Here is a 21028-nt window from a genome sequence, read left to right as displayed (position 1 = left end):
GGAGGAAGTTATGTTTGTAGATCAGGTTAAAGTGTATGTTAAAGGCGGTGACGGCGGAAACGGTATGGTGGCGTTTCGTCGTGAAAAATATGTGCCAAAAGGCGGACCGGCTGGCGGCGATGGTGGAAATGGTGCAGATGTTGTATTTGAAGTAGACGAAGGACTCAGAACATTGATGGACTTTCGTTATAAGCGCCATTTTAAGGCGGATCGCGGCGAGCACGGAATGAGTAAAAACCAGCACGGCCGAAATGCGGAAGAAATGGTTGTCAAAGTTCCGCCCGGTACGGTTGTGACGGATGCAGAGACAGAACAAGTACTCGCAGACTTAACAGAGCATGGACAGCGGGCAGTCATTGCAAAAGGCGGACGAGGCGGACGTGGAAATTCACGTTTCGCAACACCGGCAAACCCTGCACCACAGCTTTCTGAAAATGGCGAGCCAGGTAAAGAACGTGACGTCATCTTAGAATTAAAAGTACTTGCAGATGTTGGACTTGTTGGTTTCCCAAGTGTCGGGAAGTCGACACTGCTTTCAATTGTCTCTTCTGCGAAACCGAAAATTGCAGATTATCATTTCACAACGCTTGTGCCGAACCTAGGAGTTGTCGAAACAGATGATAACCGAAGCTTCGTCATGGCGGATCTGCCAGGACTGATCGAAGGCGCGCACGAAGGTGTTGGCTTAGGTCATCAATTTTTACGCCACATTGAGCGGACACGCGTCATTGTCCATGTCATTGATATGTCAGCACTTGAAGGACGTGACCCGTACGAAGATTATGTGACGATTAATGAAGAGCTTGAGCAATACAATATGAGATTGACTGAGCGTCCACAAATCATTGTAGCGAACAAAATGGACATGCCAGATGCAGCTGACAATCTAGCGGCATTTAAAGAAAAATTAACGGATGACTATAAAGTGTTCCCAATTAGTGCGATCACAAGAGAAGGGCTTCGTGAGCTTTTATTTGAAATCGCCAATCAGCTTGAAACAACACCGGAATTCCCGCTTTATAATGAAGAGGAACTGTCTGATAACCGCGTAATGTACAGGTTTGATGAGGGAGATGCACCATTCGAGATCACAAGAGATCCTGACGGTACATTTGTCATAACGGGTAAAGCACTTGAGCGACTGTTTAAGATGACAGATTTCTCAAGAGATGAGTCCGTGAAACGATTCTCTAGACAATTGCGCGGAATGGGTGTCGATGATGCCTTGCGTGAGCGTGGTGCACAAGACGGCGACATCATTCGCCTGCTTGAATTTGAATTTGAATTTATTGATTGATCAAAAGGAGGGTCCAGTCCATGGGCTCTCCCGTTTTTAAAAGGGGAGAAAACAGGTGAAAGAAGAAACGTTCTATTTAGTAAGAGAGGATGTCCTTCCAGATGCGATGCGAAAAACGCTTGAAGTCAAAAAGCTTCTCGATCGCAAAAAAGCGGATTCAGTTGCCGATGCTGTTCAACAAGCGGATTTAAGCCGCAGTGCTTTTTATAAATACAGAGATGCTGTTTTTCCATTTTATACGATGGTGAAAGAGCAGATCATCACATTGTTTTTCCACCTTGAGGATCGGTCTGGGGCTTTGTCAAGACTGCTTCAAATTGTGGCTGACTCTGGCTGTAATGTGTTATCCATTCACCAAACGATTCCGCTGCAAGGAAGAGCGAATGTCACGCTATCCATTAGCACGGCTGGTATGGCAGATGATATCAATACAGTCATGAATCAATTAAGAAAACTTGAATTTGTCGAAAAAGTTGAAATTCTAGGTTCTGGGGCGTAAAAGGAGAGATCATAGCAGATGAAGCAATTAACTGTAGGTTATTTTGGACCAGAGGCAACATTTACTCATTTGGCCGTATGCTCTTGCTTTCCAGCAGATGCAATGCAGCGTGCCTATGCAACGATTCCGCAATGTATGGATGCTGTGTCAAAAGGCAAAGTCGATTTGGCGGTCGTTCCACTTGAAAATGCACTCGAAGGATCTGTGAACTTAACGATTGATTATTTAATTCATGAAGAAGCGCTGTCCATTGTTGGTGAAATGACAGCACCGATTCGGCAGCATTTGCTTGTCCACCCATCAAGAGCGGAAAGCTGGGAGACATTAGATGTGATCCAATCACATCCGCACGCGATTGCCCAGTGTCATCAATTTCTGAAAAAGCAGTACCCAGATATTCCGCATCGTCCAGTTGAATCAACAGGTTATGCAGCGAAATATATCAGTGAGCATCCGGATGAGGCTGCTGGGGCCATTGCGAATGAAATTGCCGCACAAACGTATGGTTTAACAATTGCAAAAAAAGACATTCATGATTATCCGCACAATCATACACGCTTTGTTATTTTACATAAAGATCCTAAAGCATCGTTCCCAATGAATGCAGGGTTCTCATCGAAGCCAAAAACGACCATTGTCGTCAGTCTGCCAAAGGATGACCAATCAGGTGCATTGCACCGCGTGTTATCTGCCTTTTCTTGGCGAAATCTCAACTTGTCAAAAATTGAATCTCGTCCAACAAAAACTGGTCTTGGACACTATTTATTTATTATAGATATAGAAAAAGAAATGGATGATGTCCTTGTCCCTGGTGCGATTCAGGAATTAGAAGCAATTGGCTGTGAAGTCAAATTGCTCGGCAGCTACCAAACATATGAACTAACGAATGAAAAATAGTGTCCCTTATAGGACACTATTTTTTAGTCTTTAATTAAAAAGCCAGCATCATCGAGCGCTTGGATGGCTTGGTCAAGCTGCTTTTGACTGTAAGAAGTGAGTGTATGTAAATGCACACCGTCTGTTAGTTCTGACAAGTAGGAGGCGCCCGTGTTAGAAATATGATGAACGAAATCAGCTACTTGCTTGCGAGTGCTGACGCGAATCGAGGCCGTTAGTTCACCGTAAACAGGGTGCTCTATAATCACATCTTTTACCGTCACCCCAAAATCTACAATTAAGGTCAGTTCCTCTTCTGTACGAACAGGATCATGCTTGCAGGCGATGATTTGTTCAATTTCTCTTTCTGGCGCATGCTGAGATGCCATATACACATAGCCTTGACTTGTGGCAATAATGGGTTCGTTTTTTGCTTTCAATAGTGAGATATCTTGTACAATGACTTGTCGAGAGACAGCCGCCTTTTTAGCCAAAAAGCTTCCGGTGAGCGGTGTATCTGTCTCTTTTAGCCACTCTAAAATGGCGTTTCTTCTCTCTTCGCCAATGAGTTTCCTCTCTTGCTCCACGTCTTATGCTCCTTTCTTCTCCTTTTGCAATTGTTCAAATGTATGCAAAAGCTGATCGATGTCCTCTTTTGACGACTTCGATCCAAATGATAGTCGAATGAATTGAAGAGCATCACGGTCTGATACGTGCAATGCCTTCACAGCCGGGGAAGGATGATGATAACCAGAAGCACATGCGCTTCCAGTCGATATACAAATCCCATGCCGGTTACATGCTAACATTACATATTGTCCTTCAAACCCTTCAAAAAAACAACCAATAATATGAGGCAGCATAAGGCGATTGCCATTGTTCTGAAGTGTACGAACAGGAAGCTGTCTCATTTTCAGCTGCTGAAGAAAATAATCACGAAGCTGCTCATTTTGCCGTTTTTGCTCATCTAGCTTAAGCATTAATTGTTCGCTCGCAGCAGCAAAAGCACCGATGCATGGAACGTTCACTGTTCCAGGGCGGAAGCCATTTTCCTGAACTGCACCTGAATATAAAGGCTTCCAAGGAACGTGAGCGCCCATATAGACAGCACCAGCGCCCTTAGGTGCATACACTTTATGGCTAGAGATGGATACGGCATCAACCCCAAGCTCCTTGATGGACACACGAACCTTTCCGAATGTTTGCACGGCATCTGTATGAAAAAGAATGTGCCTTTCTTTTAAAATGGGTGCTAATTCAGCGAGCGGCTGGATAATCCCTGTTTCTGAATTAGCATGCTGGATAGATACTAATCCTGTTTCAGGCAATAATGCATCTTTGAGAATGTCCTGAGTGATGATCCCATCTTGATTCGGTTCAATGATCGTAACCTTCGCGCCAAGACGCTCTAAGCTCTTAACCGCATGATGAACAGAAGGATGCTCTACAGAAGTTGTGATGACATGCTGCCTGTCTGCTGGCAGACCATTTGCCATCGATTGAATCGCAAGAAGATTGGATTCCGTTCCGCCGCTTGTAAAGTAGATGCCCTCTGGTTCGCCCTCAAGAATGGCAGCGATTGATTGTCTGCTGTAAGTCAGTATGTCATTTGCTCTTCCGCCTGCATCATGTAGACTGCTTGCATTCCCGTAGCAATCTTTACTTAGCTGATGAAAAACATGCAGTGCCTCCTCCGAAACAGGTGTAGAAGCTGCGTAATCTAAATAAACCAATCCATCCATCTCCTATGAGAAAATTTTTTCTTGTATTTATTGTAGTGTTGTGTAATGATATGTGTCAAGACAGGTGTAAATGACAGGAGGGGCGATGGTGTCATCAATCAAAAAAATCATTGTGGTGGGATCAGGCATTGCAGCGCTTTCCTTTGCAAAAACCATTTCAGCAAGCTGCGAAGTCATCATGATGACAAAAAAACAATTTTCCTCTAGTAATTCCATGCTTGCACAAGGAGGAATCGCTGCTGCCTTTTCAGCACAGGATTCTGTTCATCAGCATGTACAAGACACATTAGCCGCCGGCTGTGATCACAATGATGAAAGGGCGGTACAAGAGATCGTACGTCTTGGAAAGCATATGGTGGAGCAGCTCGTAGAAGAAGGCTGTCCATTTGATCAAACGGAGACGGGCGTGCCGCAATTAGGTAAAGAGGGGGCGCATACGACTCATCGCATTTTGCATGCAGGAGGAGACCAAACAGGTAAAACCCTCGTGCAGTATTTAAAAAATCAGCTTGGCTCACATATTCATTTATATGAAAATTCCCATGTCGTTGATCTGCTCGTTCACGAAGGAACCTGCATAGGAGTGGTCTGGAAAGATGAGAAAGATCGCGTACATACCATGACCGCAGATGCCGTTGTTTTATCCACGGGCGGCTGCGGCTCCCTATATGAAACAAACACAAATGACCCTTCTGTAACAGGAGACGGACTGATGATGGCTTATCGAGCCGGAGCACAATTAGCTGATCTCGAATTTGTTCAATTCCATCCCACCCTCTTGACGATCGCTGGAAAAGCAGTCGGTCTCGTTTCAGAGGCAGTCCGAGGAGAGGGAGCCTATTTAGAAGATGAAACACGCAGGAGGATCATGAAAGGCATTCACCCACAAGCTGATTTAGCGCCTAGAGATATTGTCGCTAGAGCTATTTTTCATGAACAGCAATTAGGTCATGATCTGTATCTCAATATCAGCGAAATTCCACATTTCTCAGTTCGTTTTCCAGCCATTGCTGCAATGTGTGAGCGTGCAGGTGTCGATATAGCAAGCGGCAGGCTCCCAGTTTCCCCTGGTATGCATTTTTTAATGGGCGGAATCTGCGTGAATGAATATGGAGAAACGACGGTTCCATCTCTTTTTGCTATCGGAGAAGCGGCCTGTACAGGCTTACACGGAGCGAACCGATTGGCGAGTAATTCTCTCTTGGAAGGTCTCGTTTTAGGAAACAAAGCGGCACGGAGAATTGAACAAGTACCTAAACAGAAAAAAACAATCCCCTCTTTCTCAATTCAAGAAATATGGTCCGTGCCAGAGATTTCAGAGAATCAGTTGAGACAATGGATGACGACATATGCCGCAATTGTAAGAGACGAAAAAGGGCTAAAGACCTTACTGCAAACATTACAGCAAGTCCCTTATCAGCAAATGAATGTGAAGGATATCACAAGTGAACAGATCGAATTAAGCAATCAATGGGCATTAGCGATTTGCCTTGTGAAGTCTGCATTACTTCGTACAGAAAGTAGAGGTGGTCATTATCGATTGGATTATCCAAATCGGAATGATGCATTATGGCGGGGCGTGCAAATTGTCCATGAAAAAGGCCACATTCACATGATGAAAAATGAAAGGATCGGTGTCAAATGGAACGTTTACAGTTAAAACAAATGCTGACTCATTTTTTCACAGAAGATATTGGTTTTGGAGATGTATCAGCTGATGGCATTTTTGGAGAAAAGAAAGGAACAGCCTATATCATCGCAAAACAATCGGGTGTATTGGCAGGTTCTCAAGTCATTGACATAGGGTACCGCCTGCTGAATGAACAGATTCAGACTGAGTTGTTCTTTGAAGAAGGTGATTGGATTCATTCAGGGGCAGTGCTGGCGAAAATAAAGGGACCAGTCAGCGACTTATTAAAAGGAGAACGGGTCATTTTAAATGTCTTGCAGCGCATGACAGGTATCGCCACTTTAACACATGAAGCAGTGCAGCGATTAGCGGACCCGTCGATTACGATTTGTGATACGAGAAAAACGACGCCCGGCTTGCGTATGTTAGAGAAATACGCTGTGAAGACAGGTGGGGGAAAGAATCATCGCTTCGGCTTATCAGATGGGGTGATGATTAAAGATAATCATATTGCCGCATGCGGATCTATTCGTGAAGCAGTAGAGAAGGCAAGAGCATATGCCGGTCATATGGTGAAAATTGAAGTGGAAATTGAATCAGAAACGCAGCTAAAGGAAGCCATTGATGCAAAAGCCGATGTCATCATGTTTGACAACTGCTCTCCAGACGAAGTCAAACGTTTTAAACAAATGACGCCTGAGACAATTTTGACAGAGGCTTCAGGAGGCATCACGCTAGAGACATTGCCAAGTTACAGAGGGACAGGTGTCGACCTTATTTCACTTGGTTTTCTGACACATTCTGCTCCAGCATTTGATTTTAGTATGAATATGGAATTCAGTCATAAAGGGGGAACAACTCATGTCACTGCTTGATGTACTTGCGAATCAACATGCAGCCATGATGCCAGAAGAATATAAACACCGATCAGTTGATGATATGAAGCAGCGTGTGTTAGACATTAAACGAGCCTTTGGATCAAAGCTTTTTATACCAGGGCATCATTATCAAAAGGATGAAGTCATCCAATTCGCAGATGCAACAGGGGATTCATTGCAGCTCGCACAAATAGCCGCGGACAACAAGGAAGCGGAGTACATTGTGTTCTGCGGTGTTCACTTCATGGCTGAAACGGCAGATATGCTGTCAAACAAGAATCAAAAGGTTCTATTGCCAGATATGAGAGCAGGCTGTTCAATGGCAGATATGGCAAACATGAAACAAACGGATAGAGCATGGGAGCAGCTCACTAATCTGTTTGGGGAGACAATTCTTCCACTTACGTATGTCAACTCAACAGCTGATATTAAAGCATTTGTCGGAAAGCATGGCGGGGCCACTGTGACATCATCAAACGCTAAAAAAGTGCTGGAGTGGGCGCTCACACAAAAAGAGCGCATTCTGTTTCTCCCTGATCAGCATTTAGGGCGTAATACGGCCTTTGATTTAGGCATTTCACTTGAAGAAATGGCTGTCTGGGATCAAATAGAAGAAAGGCTCATCACCGATCAGCCTCTTTCCCGCATCAAGATGATTTTATGGAAAGGCCATTGCTCTGTCCATGAGAAATTTACGGTGCGGAATATTGAAGAAACAAGAAAAAGAGACCGTGACATTCAAATTCTTGTCCATCCAGAGTGCACGCATGAAGTCGTCACGGCTTCTGATCTTGCCGGTTCAACGAAATTTATTATTGATACGATCAAGGAAGCAGCAGCAGGAAGCAAGTGGGCGATTGGAACAGAGATGAATTTGGTCAAGCGAATCATAGATCAGCATCCAGATAAACAAATCGAATCCCTCAATCCGGATATGTGTCCATGTTTGACGATGAATCGGATCGATCTCCCTCATTTGTTATGGTCACTAGAAAGCATAGAGAAAGGTGATCCGGTCGGTTTGATTCAAGTCAATGAAGACACGACAAAAGACGCTTTACTTGCACTGAATAAAATGCTCGCCATTAAATAATGAATCAGCCCCTCCTATCAGAAAACAAGTTTTTATCATATCGGCTTGTAAATAGGCATAAATTTATGGTGAAACATATTGTACTTCTGACATAACCGTTACGTTCACGTTTTGCATAGGAGGGGAAAACGTTGAAAATTCATATTGTGCAAAAAGGAGACTCCCTTTGGAAAATTTCAAAGAAATACGGAGTCGACTTTCAAGAATTGAAAAAACTAAATTCACAGCTCAGTAACCCAGATTTGATCATGCCGGGTATGAAGATCAAGATTCCATCTAGTGGTGTTCCTGTAAAAACAGATCATCAGAAAGCAAAAGAAATGCCAAAGCCGAAAGAACATCCGTATGTGAAAGAAAAGCCAAAAGATGTCGTGCAAGTGCAAGATACGAAGCCGAAAGAAAAGCCAAACGAACCTGTACCTTATGTACCGCCAGTGCCAAAGATCGAGCAGCCAGCTTTTCCACAAGTCGATGTGAATTATTATCAGACCAATCTCTACCAGCCATTCACGCCTCCTCCCAAAAAAGAACATCATGAGAAAAAAGATCACGTTCATGAAAAGAAAGATCATGTTCATGACAAAAAGGATCATAAAGATCATGTTCATTATGAGAATAAGGAGCATAAAGACAACAAGGACCATTTTCATCATGAGAATAAGGAGCATAAAGACAACAAGGACCATTTCCATCATGAAAATAAAGGTCATTTAAAAGATGAAGTGGCAAAGGGGTATGATCCGTTTATTCATATTCCGCATCAAAAGGAGGAGGGAAAAGATATGGAGCACAGCAATTACCCAAACCTTCCTAATTTCCCGCAAATGCCGAATGTAGGAGGCGCAGCGGTAGGGGGAATGGCTGAGAATAAGGAACATCATCACCATCACCAGCATCATGACGCATATGATCCTTATTATGGTCATGGTCATTACATGCCGGCAATGTATCCATATCCGCAGCAAATGGTGCCAGCATCGCCAATTTTACCAGGGTCAGGTCTTTGCTATCCTGTCCAGCCATATTATCACCATCACATGATGCCATATCCATACCCAGCGCAGCCGTATTATCCTGCGTATCAAGCGCCAGCTTATTACGGAGAACATTATGAACATCATGCAAACGATGGGCATCACTGGCACCACCATATGCATCCAAATGCCAATGCCAACGCCAATGTCAATACGAACGTGAATCAAGGCTTTTATCCAAATGTTTCAAATGAAGCTTATGGCAAGGAAGACTGCGGATGTGATGATGGCATGAAGCAGCATCAGCCATGGCCAGGACATTACCCGAATCCTGTACCTTATGGCCAAATGGGGGCTTATCCAGCTCAGCCTTATATGCAGCCATATCCAGGTCAATCTGTTTTTGCAAGACCAGAGGAAGACGAAGAAGAGTAATAACAGAAGGAGCGATCTCAATCGTTCCTTTCAGCGTGTAGACAAACCCTCGCATTCTTTGTCAGGGCTGCGCTCCGGTGCTCACGAATGTCAAATTCGCTCCGCTCCGATGCTCGTCCTTCCTAGACTTCAAAGGTTTTCTATCACGCTGAAAAGAAGAAAAAGGGCTAAAATAAAGATCATTTTAGCAAACTGGAGGGAACGATCTCAATCGTTCCTTTTTTTGTTTATAACTGACAGCTTGATTTTTCCCCAAACTGTACATGCTAAAACAGAGCCTGTTTCGCGCTCATGAGATTGAATTTGTACAGGGGGTTTTTCGTTTGAGACAAAAATGGCAAAAAACGATCGCATTAGTGCTTCTTCCTATTGGGTTAACGGCATGTGGTACAAATGACAATGCAGGTGTAGATACACGTCATAATCAATCAGGTCAGCCAGTCGGATATCATTCGAATAACCGTGCGGATGACAATAACCAAGATCATCAAGGGCCAGTTTCTGAACTCATGGAGGGAATGAACGGTGGGAATACAACGAATGTTGATTATCGCACCCGCCCTCAAGCAGATGATCGAATGCCTCTCGCAGGTGGTGATGGACGCTACAGTCATGGAGATATGAACTATCATAACCAAATGTCGTTCTCTGGCTACGATAAACAAGAGAATGTGCAGCGTTCAAGAAAAATTGCCAATCGCGTCAATAAAATGAACCACGTTGCAGACTCACAGGTGATGGTAACAGATGAAAATGTGTATATTGCCATTAAATCAGATGGACGTCTGACGTCAGAGGGCGTATCACAAGTGGAAGAAGCAGCGACTCGTTATGCGGATGGAAGAGCTGTCCAAGTCATTAAAGACGAGGGAGCTTTCACACGCTTTAGAGATATGAGAAGAACACAATTTGAAACAGGTCAAACAGGCATGACTCGATAAGTTGAAGTATAAAAAAGGCTAAAGTTCCTCAAGAACTTTAGCCTTTTCTTAAAAATAAACCTTAATGCCTATATAGAATTCGTAAAAGAAATAACAGCCAAATCCAAGTAATAAAATACCAGCAATAATGGATGTCCATTTGATCATCGTTCGATTCATCACTTTTCTTGTTAAGGATACAAGGGTGAGAAGACCGATGTCATGAAGGAGAATCCCTGCCAAAATACCGCCTGATGCCAGCATAAATTCAGATGAATCTGTTTTTGTATATGCATCTGCCAGTACAGCTCCGAATACAGAAACCCAGAACACAAGGTTTCCAGGAGACACCGCGACAAGCAAGCCGTTTCTGTACGTTTTTGCGAAAGATTTATTGACTTTTTCGCCAGCTAAATGGATGTCTTGATCCGCATGTTTAATGGAATCGTATGCGAGAATCATTAAGAAGATAGCTCCGATCAGCCAGAGCGGGATTTGGACAAATGGCAGTGATAAAAACTGAGCAAATCCAGCATACAAAGCCAAGATTAGTAAGAGATCAATGGTCATGCCGCCTGCTCCTACAGTTAAACCATGAAAGAAGCCGTTTTTTAATCCTTGTTTAGTCATTTCAACCGTGATCGCTCCAACTGGTAGAGCAATTGAGAATCCTATGACGATAAATGTGAGAAATGTTTGCAATCGACTAGAACTTCCTTTAAAAAAGTCTGTATAAAAATTCTCCGTTTAGATTAATTATACATAATAGGAGAAAAGGATCAATGATTATTTCAGATTTTATCTAAATGTTTGAGGAGGATGATGTATATAAAGGTGTATATCAAGCTGGCTTTATCTCTTTTGTAGTGAAAAGGAACTATTTTCCTAAAACTCCTTTTTTTCATGGCATCTCTATGCTACACTGTTGTGGAAATGAATAAATGTGACTAGGGGTGCCCGCGGCTGGGCTGAGAGAGAAGTGTATGCTTCTTAACCCTTTGGACCTGATCTGGCTCGTACCAGCGTGGGGAAGTTGAAGATGATACATGTGTCTTATAAATGAGATTCATGTTTATTTCTAACGACGAAACCAGGTTCTGTTCATAGAGCCTGGTTTTTTTGCTGGTGCTGATTCCATCCTGTCCTGTGACAAGAAGAGAAGGAGAGAACAGCAAATGAAAGAAAAGAAAAATACCCTAACAACTCAATCGTTATTATCAAGCTTTGATGGCAGCCGAAAGGTGTATGAGAAAGGGTCAAGACCTGACATTTTAGTGCCAAAAAGAGAGATTGCCCTCTCACAAACGGTGACGCAGGCAGGAAACATTCAAAATGAACCGATTCGTGTGTACGATACGAGTGGACCTTACACCGATGAGCGTGCCCATATCGATGTTACAAAGGGGCTTCATCGTCTGAGAGCGGCATGGATCGAAGAAAGAGGGGATACAGAAAGCTATGAAGGACGTCATGTAAAACCTGAAGATAACGGATATCGCTCCAAAGAGAAATCGTCACATCAGCATGTTCTTACTGATTTTCATCATGAGCCGCTTCGCGCAAAACAAGGTGCCTGTGTGACGCAAATGCATTATGCAAAAAAAGGTATTGTGACGCCTGAAATGGAGTTCATCGCGTTAAGAGAAGGGCTAAGTCCTGAGTTCGTGAGAGAGGAAGTAGCGAGCGGAAGAGCCGTCATTCCAGCGAATATTAACCATCCTGAAAGTGAACCGATGATTATCGGAAGGCATTTTCATGTCAAAATCAATGCGAACATTGGCAATTCAGCTGTGACATCATCCATTGATGAAGAAGTTGAAAAAATGACATGGGCGATCAGATGGGGTGCAGACACTATGATGGATCTGTCTACAGGAAAGGACATTCATACAACGAGAGAATGGATCATACGCAATTGCCCAGTCCCAGTAGGCACCGTTCCCATTTATCAGGCGCTTGAAAAAGTGAATGGCGTGGCAGAAGATTTGACGTGGGACGTGTACAGAGACACGTTAATTGAACAAGCAGAGCAAGGAGTAGACTACTTCACGATACATGCGGGCGTGCGGTTAAGGTATATTCCGCTGACAGTCCATCGGGTAACCGGAATTGTTTCAAGAGGCGGTGCCATTATGGCAAGATGGTGTCTTGCCCATCATCAAGAAAATTTCCTTTATACCCACTTCGAAGACATTTGTGAGATTATGAAAACGTATGATATTGCTTTTTCACTTGGAGACGGACTCAGACCAGGCTCGATTGCTGATGCCAATGATGAGGCGCAGTTTGCAGAGCTGGAAACATTAGGTGAATTGACAGAGATCGCTTGGAAACATGATGTTCAGGTGATGATTGAAGGACCTGGGCATGTTCCAATGGATAAAATCAAAGAGAATGTAGACAAACAAATGGAGATTTGCAAAGAGGCACCATTTTATACATTAGGACCTCTTACAACAGATATTGCTCCGGGATATGATCATATTACATCTGCTATCGGCGCAGCTATGATCGGCTGGTATGGAACAGCGATGCTATGCTATGTGACGCCAAAAGAGCATTTAGGGCTGCCGAACAAAGAAGATGTAAGAGAAGGTGTGATCGCCTATAAAATTGCTGCACATGCTGCTGATCTAGCAAAAGGACATCCTGCTGCTCAAAAGCGCGATGATGCTTTATCGAAAGCAAGGTTTGAATTTAGATGGCGGGACCAATTCAACCTGTCACTTGATCCAGAAAGAGCGATGGCGTTCCATGATGAAACATTGCCTGCCGAAGGCGCTAAGACTGCCCATTTTTGCTCGATGTGCGGACCGAAGTTTTGCAGCATGAAAATTTCCCATGATATTCGCAATCAATCAGAAGAAGTAAAAAAAGAGATGGAGAAGAAGGCGAAGGAGTTTATCAGCCAAGGAAGTCAAATATATTCATCCTAAAAAAGAACCTCGCACGCATGTTGTGCGGGGTTTTATCAGATCGCGGATAAGGCTTTTCTTAAGAGGTGGAAAAATGCCTTTAATGCAACCCCTATCATGTCCAGACTCGGAATGAGGGCATCTGTTAAATGAAACACGACTGTTTGTCTTTCTGGGGATGTTCGTTTCTTTTTCCGTTTCATAAAGAAAACCTCCTTTTTAAAATAATATACTTCTTTGCAAAGAAGAGGGATAGAGATATTGTTTGAATTTAAACAAAATTTAAACTTCTTGTGTTTGAAAGGAAAGAAGGAGGGGAAACGAGTTGAGTAGAGAATGAATGAAAAGAGCCGATCTATTTGGCCAGCTAACAAGAGAGAGTGGAAGGTGATCTTATGATGAAAGTATTTAAGGTAACATTTCATATGAACAATGGGGAAGTGCTTGATTTCGAGCTAAAACGTCCAGCTACCTATGATGTGTATAAGAAAATTGAAGAAGCCAATCATTGGTTTAAGCTGAATAATGAAATCATTAACTTATTAAATGTGAATAGCATCCATGTTGAAACAGATTGACACAGAAAAGCCGCTCAGTGAGAGCGGCTTTCATTATGCAGAGAAATCATTCCGATTATTAAGCTGACCGCGAGACATCCAGTTCTTTTTATACAAATAAGCAATCACTTCAAGCCAAAGACGCGGTGCTTTTTTCGGGAAGAAAGGTTTTTGATAATAAGCGTAAGCGGCTTTTAAGTCATCCCATTGGTGGCATGCTTTTGTTTGTGTGAAACGGGCAACGTCGATGACCCTGACCTGTCCTTCCTTTGTTAAGATCAGATTCCTCAGATGGATATCTGAAGGATTCAATCCTTTCTCGCGTGCTTCTTCTAGCGCATCATCGACTTGTTCAATCATTTGTTTTTTAATAGGAATCCCCTTTGTGAGGCATTCATAGAATGTATATCCTTTAATATATTCCATTAAAATATACTGATCCCCAGATTCATAAATCTCAGGGTAGTAAGACGAACCAGAGAGTTTTTCATAAATGGCGGCTTCTTTGCGGGCAATATGCTGATAAGAAGGGAAAAAGACTTTTAACGCCATTTTCTTGCCGTTTTTTTTGTATGAAAAGACATAGGCACTTCTTCCTTTGCCGCACAGCTCAAGCTCTGCCGGTTTAAAGGCAAGCTTATGAAGACGTTTATTCTCATGATACTGAATCGATTCGGCTAATCTTTTGACTTCTGACATTGACTTCACCTTCTTTGGTTTCAGTTTATGCGGCTGAAAAACGAATGATGAAAAAACCGAGCATTCGATAAAGCAATGGATTGTATAAAACATACCATTTACGAATGAAGGATACAACGAAAGACTCTTCCCATATATTCATGTCATCGATTTGGTTAATGTTTAGAAAAATGGGTCAAACTACATATGTCATGCATCGATCTCATGTTTTAAAGAGGTGTAAATAGTGAAAGTGAAGATGAAATGTTTCGTTATAGGACTTATCATGACAAGTGTGCTTTTTTTCGCTACGGATATGGAAGGAAAAGAACACTTGCAAAAGCAGTCAAACTCGATCACCGTACAGCTTGAAAAAGTTTATCTAGACGGAGATGTGAGTATTGAAAGACACCGGGCATCATTAGAAGACAAAGACACATTCTGGTCGCAGTATAAAGGCTGGACGCTAGTAGAGCAGAAAGAGGATTTTGCGCTTTTTAGAAAGCAAATTGATGATATCTCTCCATTAAGTAAAGCAAATGGATATATCGGATTATCAGAGGACGGTGTGATTTCTACGTTTCATGGAAGGCCTGACGGCTGGGCGGAGCCCATTCATCTCTTTTTTCAAATTGATACGTCCCGTTTAGAAAGTCATGTGGAGGAGCAGCTTGAGCAAGGCATTCCTTTTCGAACAAAGGATGAATTTGAGCATGTGCTTGAAGTCATGAAGCCTTACCGAAATGAAATATCGTTTTAAAGCGTATAACAGCTTGCTGGTGTGAAGGCCGCAAGCTGTTTTTCGTAGTGTCATCGTAAAAATGCATTGAGCGAACGTATGTTAACTTTTATTGCGGTTTTCTTCTCGATTTATGTTACAATGAAGAACAGTCAAAGAGGTGAAAACGGTGATAGAGTTTGTAAAAGGGACCATTGATTATGTGTGCCCGCAATATGTTGTCATAGAAAACGGCGGAGTGGGATATCAAGTCTATAGCCCAAACCCGTTTATCTATCAAATCAATAAACAAGAAACGATTTATACGTATCATTACATAAAGGAAGACGCTTTTTCGTTATATGGATTTCAAACACGAGAAGAAAAAGCGCTGTTCACAAAACTGTTAAATGTCACAGGGATTGGGCCGAAGGGGGCTCTAGCGATTCTTGCTTCCGGTGATCCAGGCGCGGTCATTTCAGCGATAGAACGTGAAGATGAAGCGTTCCTGATTAAATTCCCTGGTGTTGGCAAAAAGACAGCTCGCCAAATCATTCTCGACCTAAAAGGAAAGCTAGCTGATGTTGTGCCTGAAATGATTGGCAATCTATTTAATCACGAGGACCATATTCAGGTCGAAACGCAGCAAACGGCATTAGACGAAGCGCTTGAAGCCTTAAGTGTTCTCGGATACGGTGATCGCGAAATTAAAAAGGTTCTTCCATTATTAAAAGAAGAAAAGAATCTCACAACCGATCAATATGTGAAAAAAGCTTTACAAAAAATGTTGAAATAGGGTGATGTCTCATGGATGAACGGCTCGTCTCAACTGAAGCAGACAACCATGAATCAGCCATTGAGCAAAGTCTGCGGCCTCAGACACTTAGCCAATATATCGGTCAGCAAAAAGTAAAGGATAACCTCAGCGTGTTTATTGAAGCTGCCCGGATGAGGCAGGAAACACTCGATCACGTCCTTTTATACGGACCGCCCGGACTCGGGAAAACAACGCTCGCGTCGATTATTGCCAATGAAATGAATGTTCAGCTGCGGACAACGTCTGGACCAGCGATTGAACGTCCTGGCGATTTGGCGGCGATCTTAACGTCTCTTGAGCCAGGTGATGTGTTGTTTATAGATGAAATTCATCGCTTGCAGCGCTCAATTGAGGAAGTGCTTTATCCAGCAATGGAGGATTTTTGTTTAGATATCGTCATTGGCAAAGGAGATACAGCGCGCTCTGTACGGCTTGATTTACCGCCATTTACACTTGTAGGTGCTACGACCCGCGTCGGGCTTTTAACAGCGCCGCTTCGTGACAGGTTTGGGGTACATGCAAGATTGGAATACTATGAGCAAAGAGATTTGGCTCACATTGTTTCAAGAACAGCAGAGCTGTTCGAGATTGGGATCGATCTTCGCTCAGCCGAAGAGATCGCAAGACGTTCCCGCGGTACGCCGAGGGTTGCCAATCGTCTACTCAGAAGAGTAAGAGATTTTGCGCAGGTGCTTGGGAATCACGCGATTACCGAGGACATTGCGGAAGATGCCCTTGAGCGCCTTCAAGTCGACAAGCTTGGTCTTGATCATATCGACCATAAGCTGCTTTTAAGTATGATTGAAAAATTTAGAGGCGGGCCTGTTGGGCTTGATACGATCTCAGCGACAATTGGAGAAGAATCACATACGATTGAAGATGTGTACGAACCGTATTTACTGCAAATTGGTTTCCTGCAAAGAACACCAAGAGGACGGGTCGTCACAAGAGAAGCGTATGAACATTTTCAAATGGAGGTTCCGATTCGTGACTGAATTCCCTAAAATATTGATGATTTTAGGTGGTGTCCTTTTTGCCGCAGGATTAGGTTTTCAATTGGTTGGTAAGCTTCCAGGTGATATTTTTGTAAAAAAAGGAAATGTGACATTCTTTTTTCCTGTGATCACATGCATTGTCATTAGCATCGTGCTAACCATATTACTGAATATCTTTGGACGGATGAAATAACGTTAACTAGTTAACTACAGAATAGGTGAAGGAAATGAAGTTAGAACTATTTGATTTTGATTTACCAGAAAGATTGATTGCACAAGTACCGCTTGAAAAACGAGATGCATCAAGACTGATGGTCTTAAATAAACAAACGGGTGCAATCAAACACGATACATTCTCACAAATTACCGATTATTTTCAAACGGGTGATTGTCTCGTTTTAAATAATACGCGCGTTCTGCCGGCACGGTTGTTTGGAATGAAAGAGGATACAGGTGCAAAAGTTGAACTTCTTCTCTTAAAACAAGAGGAAGGCGACAAATGGGAGACACTTGTAAAACCAGCCAAACGGGTGAAAAAAGGAACAGTGATCACATTTGGTGATGGACGGCTTCAAGCGGTATGTACAGAAGAATTAGATCATGGCGGCAGAAAAGTTGAGTTTCAGTATACCGGCATTTTTTATGAAGTACTTGAATCCCTTGGTGAAATGCCGCTGCCTCCTTATATTAAAGAGCAGCTTGACGATCGTGAACGCTATCAAACGGTGTATTCGAAAGAGGTCGGCTCCGCTGCTGCTCCAACTGCTGGTCTTCACTTTACAAACGAGCTGCTGGATGCGCTGAAAGAAAAGGGTGTGCACATCGCATTCATTACACTGCACGTGGGGCTTGGTACTTTTCGTCCGGTCAGTGCAGATCGTATTGAAGAACACGAAATGCACGCGGAATTTTACGAAATGAATGAAGAAACAGCGGCAGAGCTTAATCGCGTTCGCAAAGAAGGCGGGCGGATTATTTCAGTGGGGACAACGTCAACGAGAACGCTAGAAACCATTGCAAGTGCGCATGACGGTGAATTCAAAGCGTCAAGCGGCTGGACGTCAATCTTTATTTACCCCGGCTACACATTCAAGGCAATTGATGGCATGATCACGAATTTCCATCTGCCAAAATCCTCGTTAATCATGCTTGTCAGCGCATTAGCTGGACGAGAGCATGTCCTAAAAGCGTACAATGAGGCTGTAAAAGAGGAATACCGATTCTTCAGCTTTGGCGATGCCATGCTGATTCAATAACATCATACAACAAAGACAGGAGGGCTCATTTTTGTCGCAATTACCGATACGTTATGAGTTCATTAAATCATGCAAACAAACAGGTGCACGACTAGGACGCGTTCATACACCGCACGGCTCCTTTGACACACCTGTATTTATGCCGGTAGGTACACTGGCTACAGTCAAAACGATGGCGCCTGAAGAACTAAAGGCAATGGAAGCAGGCATCATCTTAAGCAATACGTACCACCTATGGCTCCGTCCGGGTCATGACATTGTGAAAGAAGCAGGCGGCCTGCATAAATTTATGAACTGGGATCGAGCGATTTTGACCGACTCAGGCGGATTCCAAGTCTTCTCTTTGAGTGAATTTAGAAAAATTGAAGAAGAAGGCGTCCACTTCCGTAATCACTTAAATGGAGATAAGTTGTTCCTTTCTCCTGAGAAGGCCATGGACATTCAAAATGCGCTTGGCTCTGATATTATGATGGCATTTGATGAATGCCCGCCATATCCAGCAGAATACGATTACATGAAACGTTCTGTAGAGCGGACAAGCAGATGGGCAGAACGCTGTCTAGAAGCACATCAGCGTCCAGAGGATCAAGGGCTGTTTGGAATCATCCAAGGCGGAGAATACGAAGAGCTTCGTAAACAAAGTGCAAAAGATCTCGTGTCACTTGATTTCCCAGGTTACGCCATCGGAGGCTTATCTGTTGGGGAACCAAAAGATGTGATGAACCGTGTACTCGAGTTCACAACGCCATTGTTACCAGCAGACAAGCCAAGGTACTTAATGGGTGTCGGCTCACCAGATTCCTTAATTGACGGCGCCATTCGCGGTGTAGATATGTTTGACTGCGTGCTGCCAACACGAATTGCTAGAAACGGTACGTTGATGACAAGCGAAGGACGTCTAGTTGTGAAAAATGCAAAATATGAGCGTGATTTCAGACCAATCGATGAAAATTGTGACTGCTACACATGTAAAAACTACACACGCGCTTATATTAGACATTTGATCAAAACAAATGAAACGTTCGGAATTCGATTAACAACTTATCATAATCTTCATTTTCTGTTAAAATTAATGGAGCAAGTGAGAGAAGCTATCCGTGAGGATCGTTTAGGTGATTTTAAAGAAGAGTTTTTTGAGCGTTACGGCTTTAACGAACCGAATGCGAAAAACTTTTAACGCATAAACGAAAAGGCTTTACAATGCTTTAGAAAGGGGTGAAATAGAATGGATGGTGGTATGGGTTCAATCATTATGATTGTTGTCATGTTTGCTGTGCTTTACTTCTTATTAATCCGTCCACAGCAAAAGCAACAAAAAGCTGTGCGTCAGATGCAGCAATCTTTATCAAAAGGCGATAAAATCGTCACAATCGGTGGTTTACACGGTGAAATCGACTACATTGATGAATCAAAAGTGGTCATCAAAACAAGCGAAAACAACCGTTTAACTTTCGATCGTCGTGCTATTAGAGAATTAGCTGACAAAGGCTAATCCTCCGATACATAGCCATAAAAAAAGAGCGATATAGATCCGCTCTTTTTTTATTTGCCTCGAAGATTGACGCCAATCATTCCGCCGAGCATACAAATCCCTAGAAATGCCCCATGATAGATGAACTGCTCTGGTGAAAAGGTTTCTCCAAACCCTAAATATTGAAACAAAAATACAGTGAGGGAAAAGATCAGCGAAGTAATCGCACCAATGAACCAGCCGCGCTCCTTTGCCTTTCCTCCAGAAATGATCCCCCCTAATAAAAGTGCCACAAAGGACAAAATCATAATCATCCATTTAAACGATGATTCCTGCATACTTGTGAAGGTAAGCATGAGCGATACAAGTAAGCTTGTGACAATCATGACGATAAAAATGGCCATTAAGCCGGATAAAATCCCTTTTCCGATTTGTTTCGTTTCCTGCATGTGATTCGTCTCCTCTCCAATTGACCGAAGCTTGTCTTTTACTAAAATGTATTCACATAGAAGAAAAAATAGACATGTTTCTCACGATAAAAACAGAGGCTTTCTTTTCTACATAAATAAAGGGTTTTGACACAAGCTATGGTGGAGAAGGAGGGTTTACATCACATGCAGGACATCTTGATTATCTCCATGAGAACAATCATTTTATATTTTCTTATTTGGTTTATTTTTCGGTTAATGGGCAAGAGAGAAATTGGCGAATTGAGTATTTTAGATCTTGTCATTTTTATGATGATCGCAGAAATTGCGGTTCTCGCTATAGAAGAAGTCGAGGATCACATGTTACATACGGTATGGCCGATCCTGCTGTTAACCTTCATTCAAATCACACTTGCCTATCTCTCATTGAAATTCCAAGGTGTCCGGCGCTTTCTTGACGGCAAACCGGTCCTGCTCATCATTAATGGGAAAATTGACGAGGGTGCGATGAGAAAACAGCGATACAATTTTGATGACCTGCTCATTCAATTAAGAGAAAACAACATCGATAGCATTCAGGATGTGTCTTACGCCATTTTAGAGCCATCCGGAAAGCTTGCGGTTGTCGAAAAAGAAAACAAGCACACACACGGAGCGCTTGAGCTGCCACTTATTGCTGATGGCGTTGTACAGCACGATCATTTGAAGCAAATTAATCAAAATGAACAGTGGCTGAAAGATGAGATTGCCAAAAGGGGCTATCATGAAATTGATCAAATTTCCTACTGCAGCTTTAATCAAAAGACATTTTATATTGATTTGAAAGATGAAGTGATTAAGAAGAAATGA

At 42.8% G+C, this 21028-nt stretch carries 24 protein-coding genes and 1 riboswitch; of the genes, 18 read left to right on the top strand and 6 right to left on the bottom strand.

The window, feature by feature from the left end; translation table 11 throughout:
- Nucleotides 1–10 precede the first annotated feature (10 nt).
- The 3 genes from obgE to pheA are packed head-to-tail and all read left to right on the top strand — an operon-like array spanning nt 11 to nt 2693.
- Entirely contained in the window at nt 11–1297 is a 1287-nt protein-coding gene (gene obgE / locus MHH41_RS12370) for a GTPase ObgE (RefSeq protein ID WP_003216191.1), read from the top strand.
- Nucleotides 1298–1352: 55 nt separating this feature from the next.
- Nucleotides 1353–1796 (top strand): ACT domain-containing protein, encoded by a 444-nt coding sequence (locus tag MHH41_RS12365; RefSeq protein WP_003216269.1) that lies wholly within the window; start codon nt 1353–1355, stop codon nt 1794–1796.
- 18 nt (nt 1797–1814) lie between these two features.
- Nucleotides 1815–2693 carry a prephenate dehydratase gene (gene pheA, locus MHH41_RS12360; RefSeq protein ID WP_340866404.1) on the top strand — a complete coding sequence of 293 codons (879 nt, stop codon included), beginning with the start codon at nt 1815–1817 and terminating at the stop codon, nt 2691–2693.
- A 23-nt stretch (nt 2694–2716) separates the two neighbouring features.
- Here pheA and MHH41_RS12355 read toward each other — a convergent pair whose 3' ends face one another.
- Nucleotides 2717–3259: a transcription repressor NadR gene (locus MHH41_RS12355; protein ID WP_050943655.1), complete on the bottom strand. Its 543-nt coding sequence runs from the start codon at nt 3257–3259 to the stop codon at nt 2717–2719.
- 3 nt (nt 3260–3262) lie between these two features.
- Nucleotides 3263–4405, bottom strand: coding sequence for an IscS subfamily cysteine desulfurase (locus MHH41_RS12350; RefSeq protein ID WP_226803779.1), 1143 nt, complete (start codon nt 4403–4405; stop codon nt 3263–3265).
- A 94-nt stretch (nt 4406–4499) separates the two neighbouring features.
- On the opposite strand from MHH41_RS12350, the gene nadB reads away from it, so the two are divergent.
- From nadB to MHH41_RS12325, 5 genes are all read left to right on the top strand, one after another.
- The gene (gene nadB, locus MHH41_RS12345; protein ID WP_340866403.1) at nt 4500–6074 is read left to right on the top strand and encodes an L-aspartate oxidase; all 1575 of its coding nucleotides are present in this window, start codon (nt 4500–4502) and stop codon (nt 6072–6074) included.
- A complete protein-coding gene (gene nadC / locus MHH41_RS12340; protein ID WP_003216390.1) occupies nt 6056–6919 on the top strand; it encodes a carboxylating nicotinate-nucleotide diphosphorylase in 864 nt (287 codons plus the stop codon). Before nadB ends, nadC begins: the two co-directional genes overlap by 19 nt.
- A complete protein-coding gene (gene nadA / locus MHH41_RS12335) occupies nt 6906–8015 on the top strand; it encodes a quinolinate synthase NadA (RefSeq protein ID WP_340866402.1) in 1110 nt (369 codons plus the stop codon). Before nadC ends, nadA begins: the two co-directional genes overlap by 14 nt.
- Before the next feature lie 131 nt (nt 8016–8146).
- Nucleotides 8147–9424, top strand: coding sequence for a SafA/ExsA family spore coat assembly protein (gene safA, locus MHH41_RS12330; protein ID WP_340866401.1), 1278 nt, complete (start codon nt 8147–8149; stop codon nt 9422–9424).
- 323 nt (nt 9425–9747) lie between these two features.
- Entirely contained in the window at nt 9748–10365 is a 618-nt protein-coding gene (locus MHH41_RS12325; protein WP_340866400.1) for a YhcN/YlaJ family sporulation lipoprotein, read from the top strand.
- Between the two features lie 48 nt (nt 10366–10413).
- Here the strand turns inward: MHH41_RS12325 and MHH41_RS12320 are convergent, their stop codons facing one another.
- Complete coding sequence (locus MHH41_RS12320; protein ID WP_044140013.1) at nt 10414–11046, bottom strand: LysE family transporter; 633 nt, start codon at nt 11044–11046, stop codon at nt 10414–10416.
- Between the two features lie 237 nt (nt 11047–11283).
- A riboswitch (TPP riboswitch) is annotated at nt 11284–11392 on the top strand.
- 127 nt (nt 11393–11519) lie between these two features.
- On the opposite strand from MHH41_RS12320, the gene thiC reads away from it, so the two are divergent.
- Complete coding sequence (thiC, locus tag MHH41_RS12315) at nt 11520–13280, top strand: phosphomethylpyrimidine synthase ThiC (protein WP_340866399.1); 1761 nt, start codon at nt 11520–11522, stop codon at nt 13278–13280.
- 35 nt (nt 13281–13315) lie between these two features.
- On the opposite strand, the gene MHH41_RS12310 is transcribed toward thiC, so the two are convergent.
- On the bottom strand, nt 13316–13462 hold the full coding sequence (locus MHH41_RS12310) for a hypothetical protein (RefSeq protein ID WP_003216600.1): 147 nt from the start codon (nt 13460–13462) through the stop codon (nt 13316–13318).
- 192 nt (nt 13463–13654) lie between these two features.
- On the opposite strand from MHH41_RS12310, the gene MHH41_RS12305 reads away from it, so the two are divergent.
- Nucleotides 13655–13837 carry a hypothetical protein gene (locus MHH41_RS12305; protein WP_003216799.1) on the top strand — a complete coding sequence of 61 codons (183 nt, stop codon included), beginning with the start codon at nt 13655–13657 and terminating at the stop codon, nt 13835–13837.
- A 33-nt stretch (nt 13838–13870) separates the two neighbouring features.
- Here MHH41_RS12305 and MHH41_RS12300 read toward each other — a convergent pair whose 3' ends face one another.
- A complete protein-coding gene (locus tag MHH41_RS12300) occupies nt 13871–14515 on the bottom strand; it encodes a protein kinase family protein (RefSeq protein WP_340866398.1) in 645 nt (214 codons plus the stop codon).
- 226 nt (nt 14516–14741) lie between these two features.
- Here MHH41_RS12300 and MHH41_RS12295 point away from each other — a divergent pair, with 226 nt between their 5' ends.
- The 7 genes from MHH41_RS12295 (at nt 14742) to yajC (ending at nt 19772) form a co-directional block, all read left to right on the top strand.
- Nucleotides 14742–15254, top strand: coding sequence for an intercompartmental signaling factor BofC (locus MHH41_RS12295; RefSeq protein ID WP_340866397.1), 513 nt, complete (start codon nt 14742–14744; stop codon nt 15252–15254).
- A 148-nt stretch (nt 15255–15402) separates the two neighbouring features.
- A complete protein-coding gene (gene ruvA, locus MHH41_RS12290; protein WP_044140019.1) occupies nt 15403–16008 on the top strand; it encodes a Holliday junction branch migration protein RuvA in 606 nt (201 codons plus the stop codon).
- A gap of 11 nt (nt 16009–16019) precedes the next feature.
- On the top strand, nt 16020–17024 hold the full coding sequence (gene ruvB / locus MHH41_RS12285; RefSeq protein WP_050943663.1) for a Holliday junction branch migration DNA helicase RuvB: 1005 nt from the start codon (nt 16020–16022) through the stop codon (nt 17022–17024).
- Complete coding sequence (locus MHH41_RS12280; protein ID WP_003216361.1) at nt 17017–17217, top strand: DUF2905 domain-containing protein; 201 nt, start codon at nt 17017–17019, stop codon at nt 17215–17217. The genes ruvB and MHH41_RS12280 overlap by 8 nt, the downstream gene beginning before the upstream one ends.
- Before the next feature lie 34 nt (nt 17218–17251).
- Entirely contained in the window at nt 17252–18280 is a 1029-nt protein-coding gene (queA, locus tag MHH41_RS12275) for a tRNA preQ1(34) S-adenosylmethionine ribosyltransferase-isomerase QueA (protein WP_106035303.1), read from the top strand.
- Nucleotides 18281–18311: 31 nt separating this feature from the next.
- Nucleotides 18312–19457, top strand: coding sequence for a tRNA guanosine(34) transglycosylase Tgt (gene tgt / locus MHH41_RS12270; RefSeq protein WP_003216540.1), 1146 nt, complete (start codon nt 18312–18314; stop codon nt 19455–19457).
- Nucleotides 19458–19505: 48 nt separating this feature from the next.
- Nucleotides 19506–19772, top strand: coding sequence for a preprotein translocase subunit YajC (gene yajC / locus MHH41_RS12265; protein ID WP_003216659.1), 267 nt, complete (start codon nt 19506–19508; stop codon nt 19770–19772).
- 50 nt (nt 19773–19822) lie between these two features.
- Here yajC and MHH41_RS12260 read toward each other — a convergent pair whose 3' ends face one another.
- A complete protein-coding gene (locus MHH41_RS12260; protein ID WP_003216839.1) occupies nt 19823–20200 on the bottom strand; it encodes a TIGR04086 family membrane protein in 378 nt (125 codons plus the stop codon).
- A 165-nt stretch (nt 20201–20365) separates the two neighbouring features.
- Between MHH41_RS12260 and MHH41_RS12255 the strand changes: the two genes are divergently transcribed.
- A complete protein-coding gene (locus MHH41_RS12255; protein WP_340866396.1) occupies nt 20366–21028 on the top strand; it encodes a DUF421 domain-containing protein in 663 nt (220 codons plus the stop codon).

It is taken from the genome of Bacillus sp. FSL K6-1145 (assembly GCF_038003425.1).
GTDB classification, from domain to species: Bacteria; Bacillota; Bacilli; order Bacillales; family Bacillaceae; genus Bacillus; species Bacillus pumilus.
Note: the sequence above shows the minus strand (reverse complement) of the source record. Positions and strands in the feature narration are given on the sequence as shown.

What these genes read in the sequence shown, in the direction of transcription:
- obgE (WP_003216191.1), top strand. Translation starts at nt 11, where the DNA reads ATGTTTGTAGATCAGGTTAAAGTGTATGTTAAAGGCGGTGACGGCGGA.
- pheA (WP_340866404.1), top strand. Translation starts at nt 1,815, where the DNA reads ATGAAGCAATTAACTGTAGGTTATTTTGGACCAGAGGCAACATTTACT.
- nadB (WP_340866403.1), top strand. Translation starts at nt 4,500, where the DNA reads ATGGTGTCATCAATCAAAAAAATCATTGTGGTGGGATCAGGCATTGCA.
- nadC (WP_003216390.1), top strand. Translation starts at nt 6,056, where the DNA reads ATGGAACGTTTACAGTTAAAACAAATGCTGACTCATTTTTTCACAGAA.
- nadA (WP_340866402.1), top strand. Translation starts at nt 6,906, where the DNA reads ATGTCACTGCTTGATGTACTTGCGAATCAACATGCAGCCATGATGCCA.
- thiC (WP_340866399.1), top strand. Translation starts at nt 11,520, where the DNA reads ATGAAAGAAAAGAAAAATACCCTAACAACTCAATCGTTATTATCAAGC.
- MHH41_RS12310 (WP_003216600.1), bottom strand. Translation starts at nt 13,462, where the DNA reads ATGAAACGGAAAAAGAAACGAACATCCCCAGAAAGACAAACAGTCGTG.
- MHH41_RS12305 (WP_003216799.1), top strand. Translation starts at nt 13,655, where the DNA reads ATGATGAAAGTATTTAAGGTAACATTTCATATGAACAATGGGGAAGTG.
- MHH41_RS12300 (WP_340866398.1), bottom strand. Translation starts at nt 14,515, where the DNA reads ATGTCAGAAGTCAAAAGATTAGCCGAATCGATTCAGTATCATGAGAAT.
- ruvB (WP_050943663.1), top strand. Translation starts at nt 16,020, where the DNA reads ATGGATGAACGGCTCGTCTCAACTGAAGCAGACAACCATGAATCAGCC.
- queA (WP_106035303.1), top strand. Translation starts at nt 17,252, where the DNA reads ATGAAGTTAGAACTATTTGATTTTGATTTACCAGAAAGATTGATTGCA.
- yajC (WP_003216659.1), top strand. Translation starts at nt 19,506, where the DNA reads ATGGATGGTGGTATGGGTTCAATCATTATGATTGTTGTCATGTTTGCT.
- MHH41_RS12260 (WP_003216839.1), bottom strand. Translation starts at nt 20,200, where the DNA reads ATGCAGGAAACGAAACAAATCGGAAAAGGGATTTTATCCGGCTTAATG.
- MHH41_RS12255 (WP_340866396.1), top strand. Translation starts at nt 20,366, where the DNA reads ATGCAGGACATCTTGATTATCTCCATGAGAACAATCATTTTATATTTT.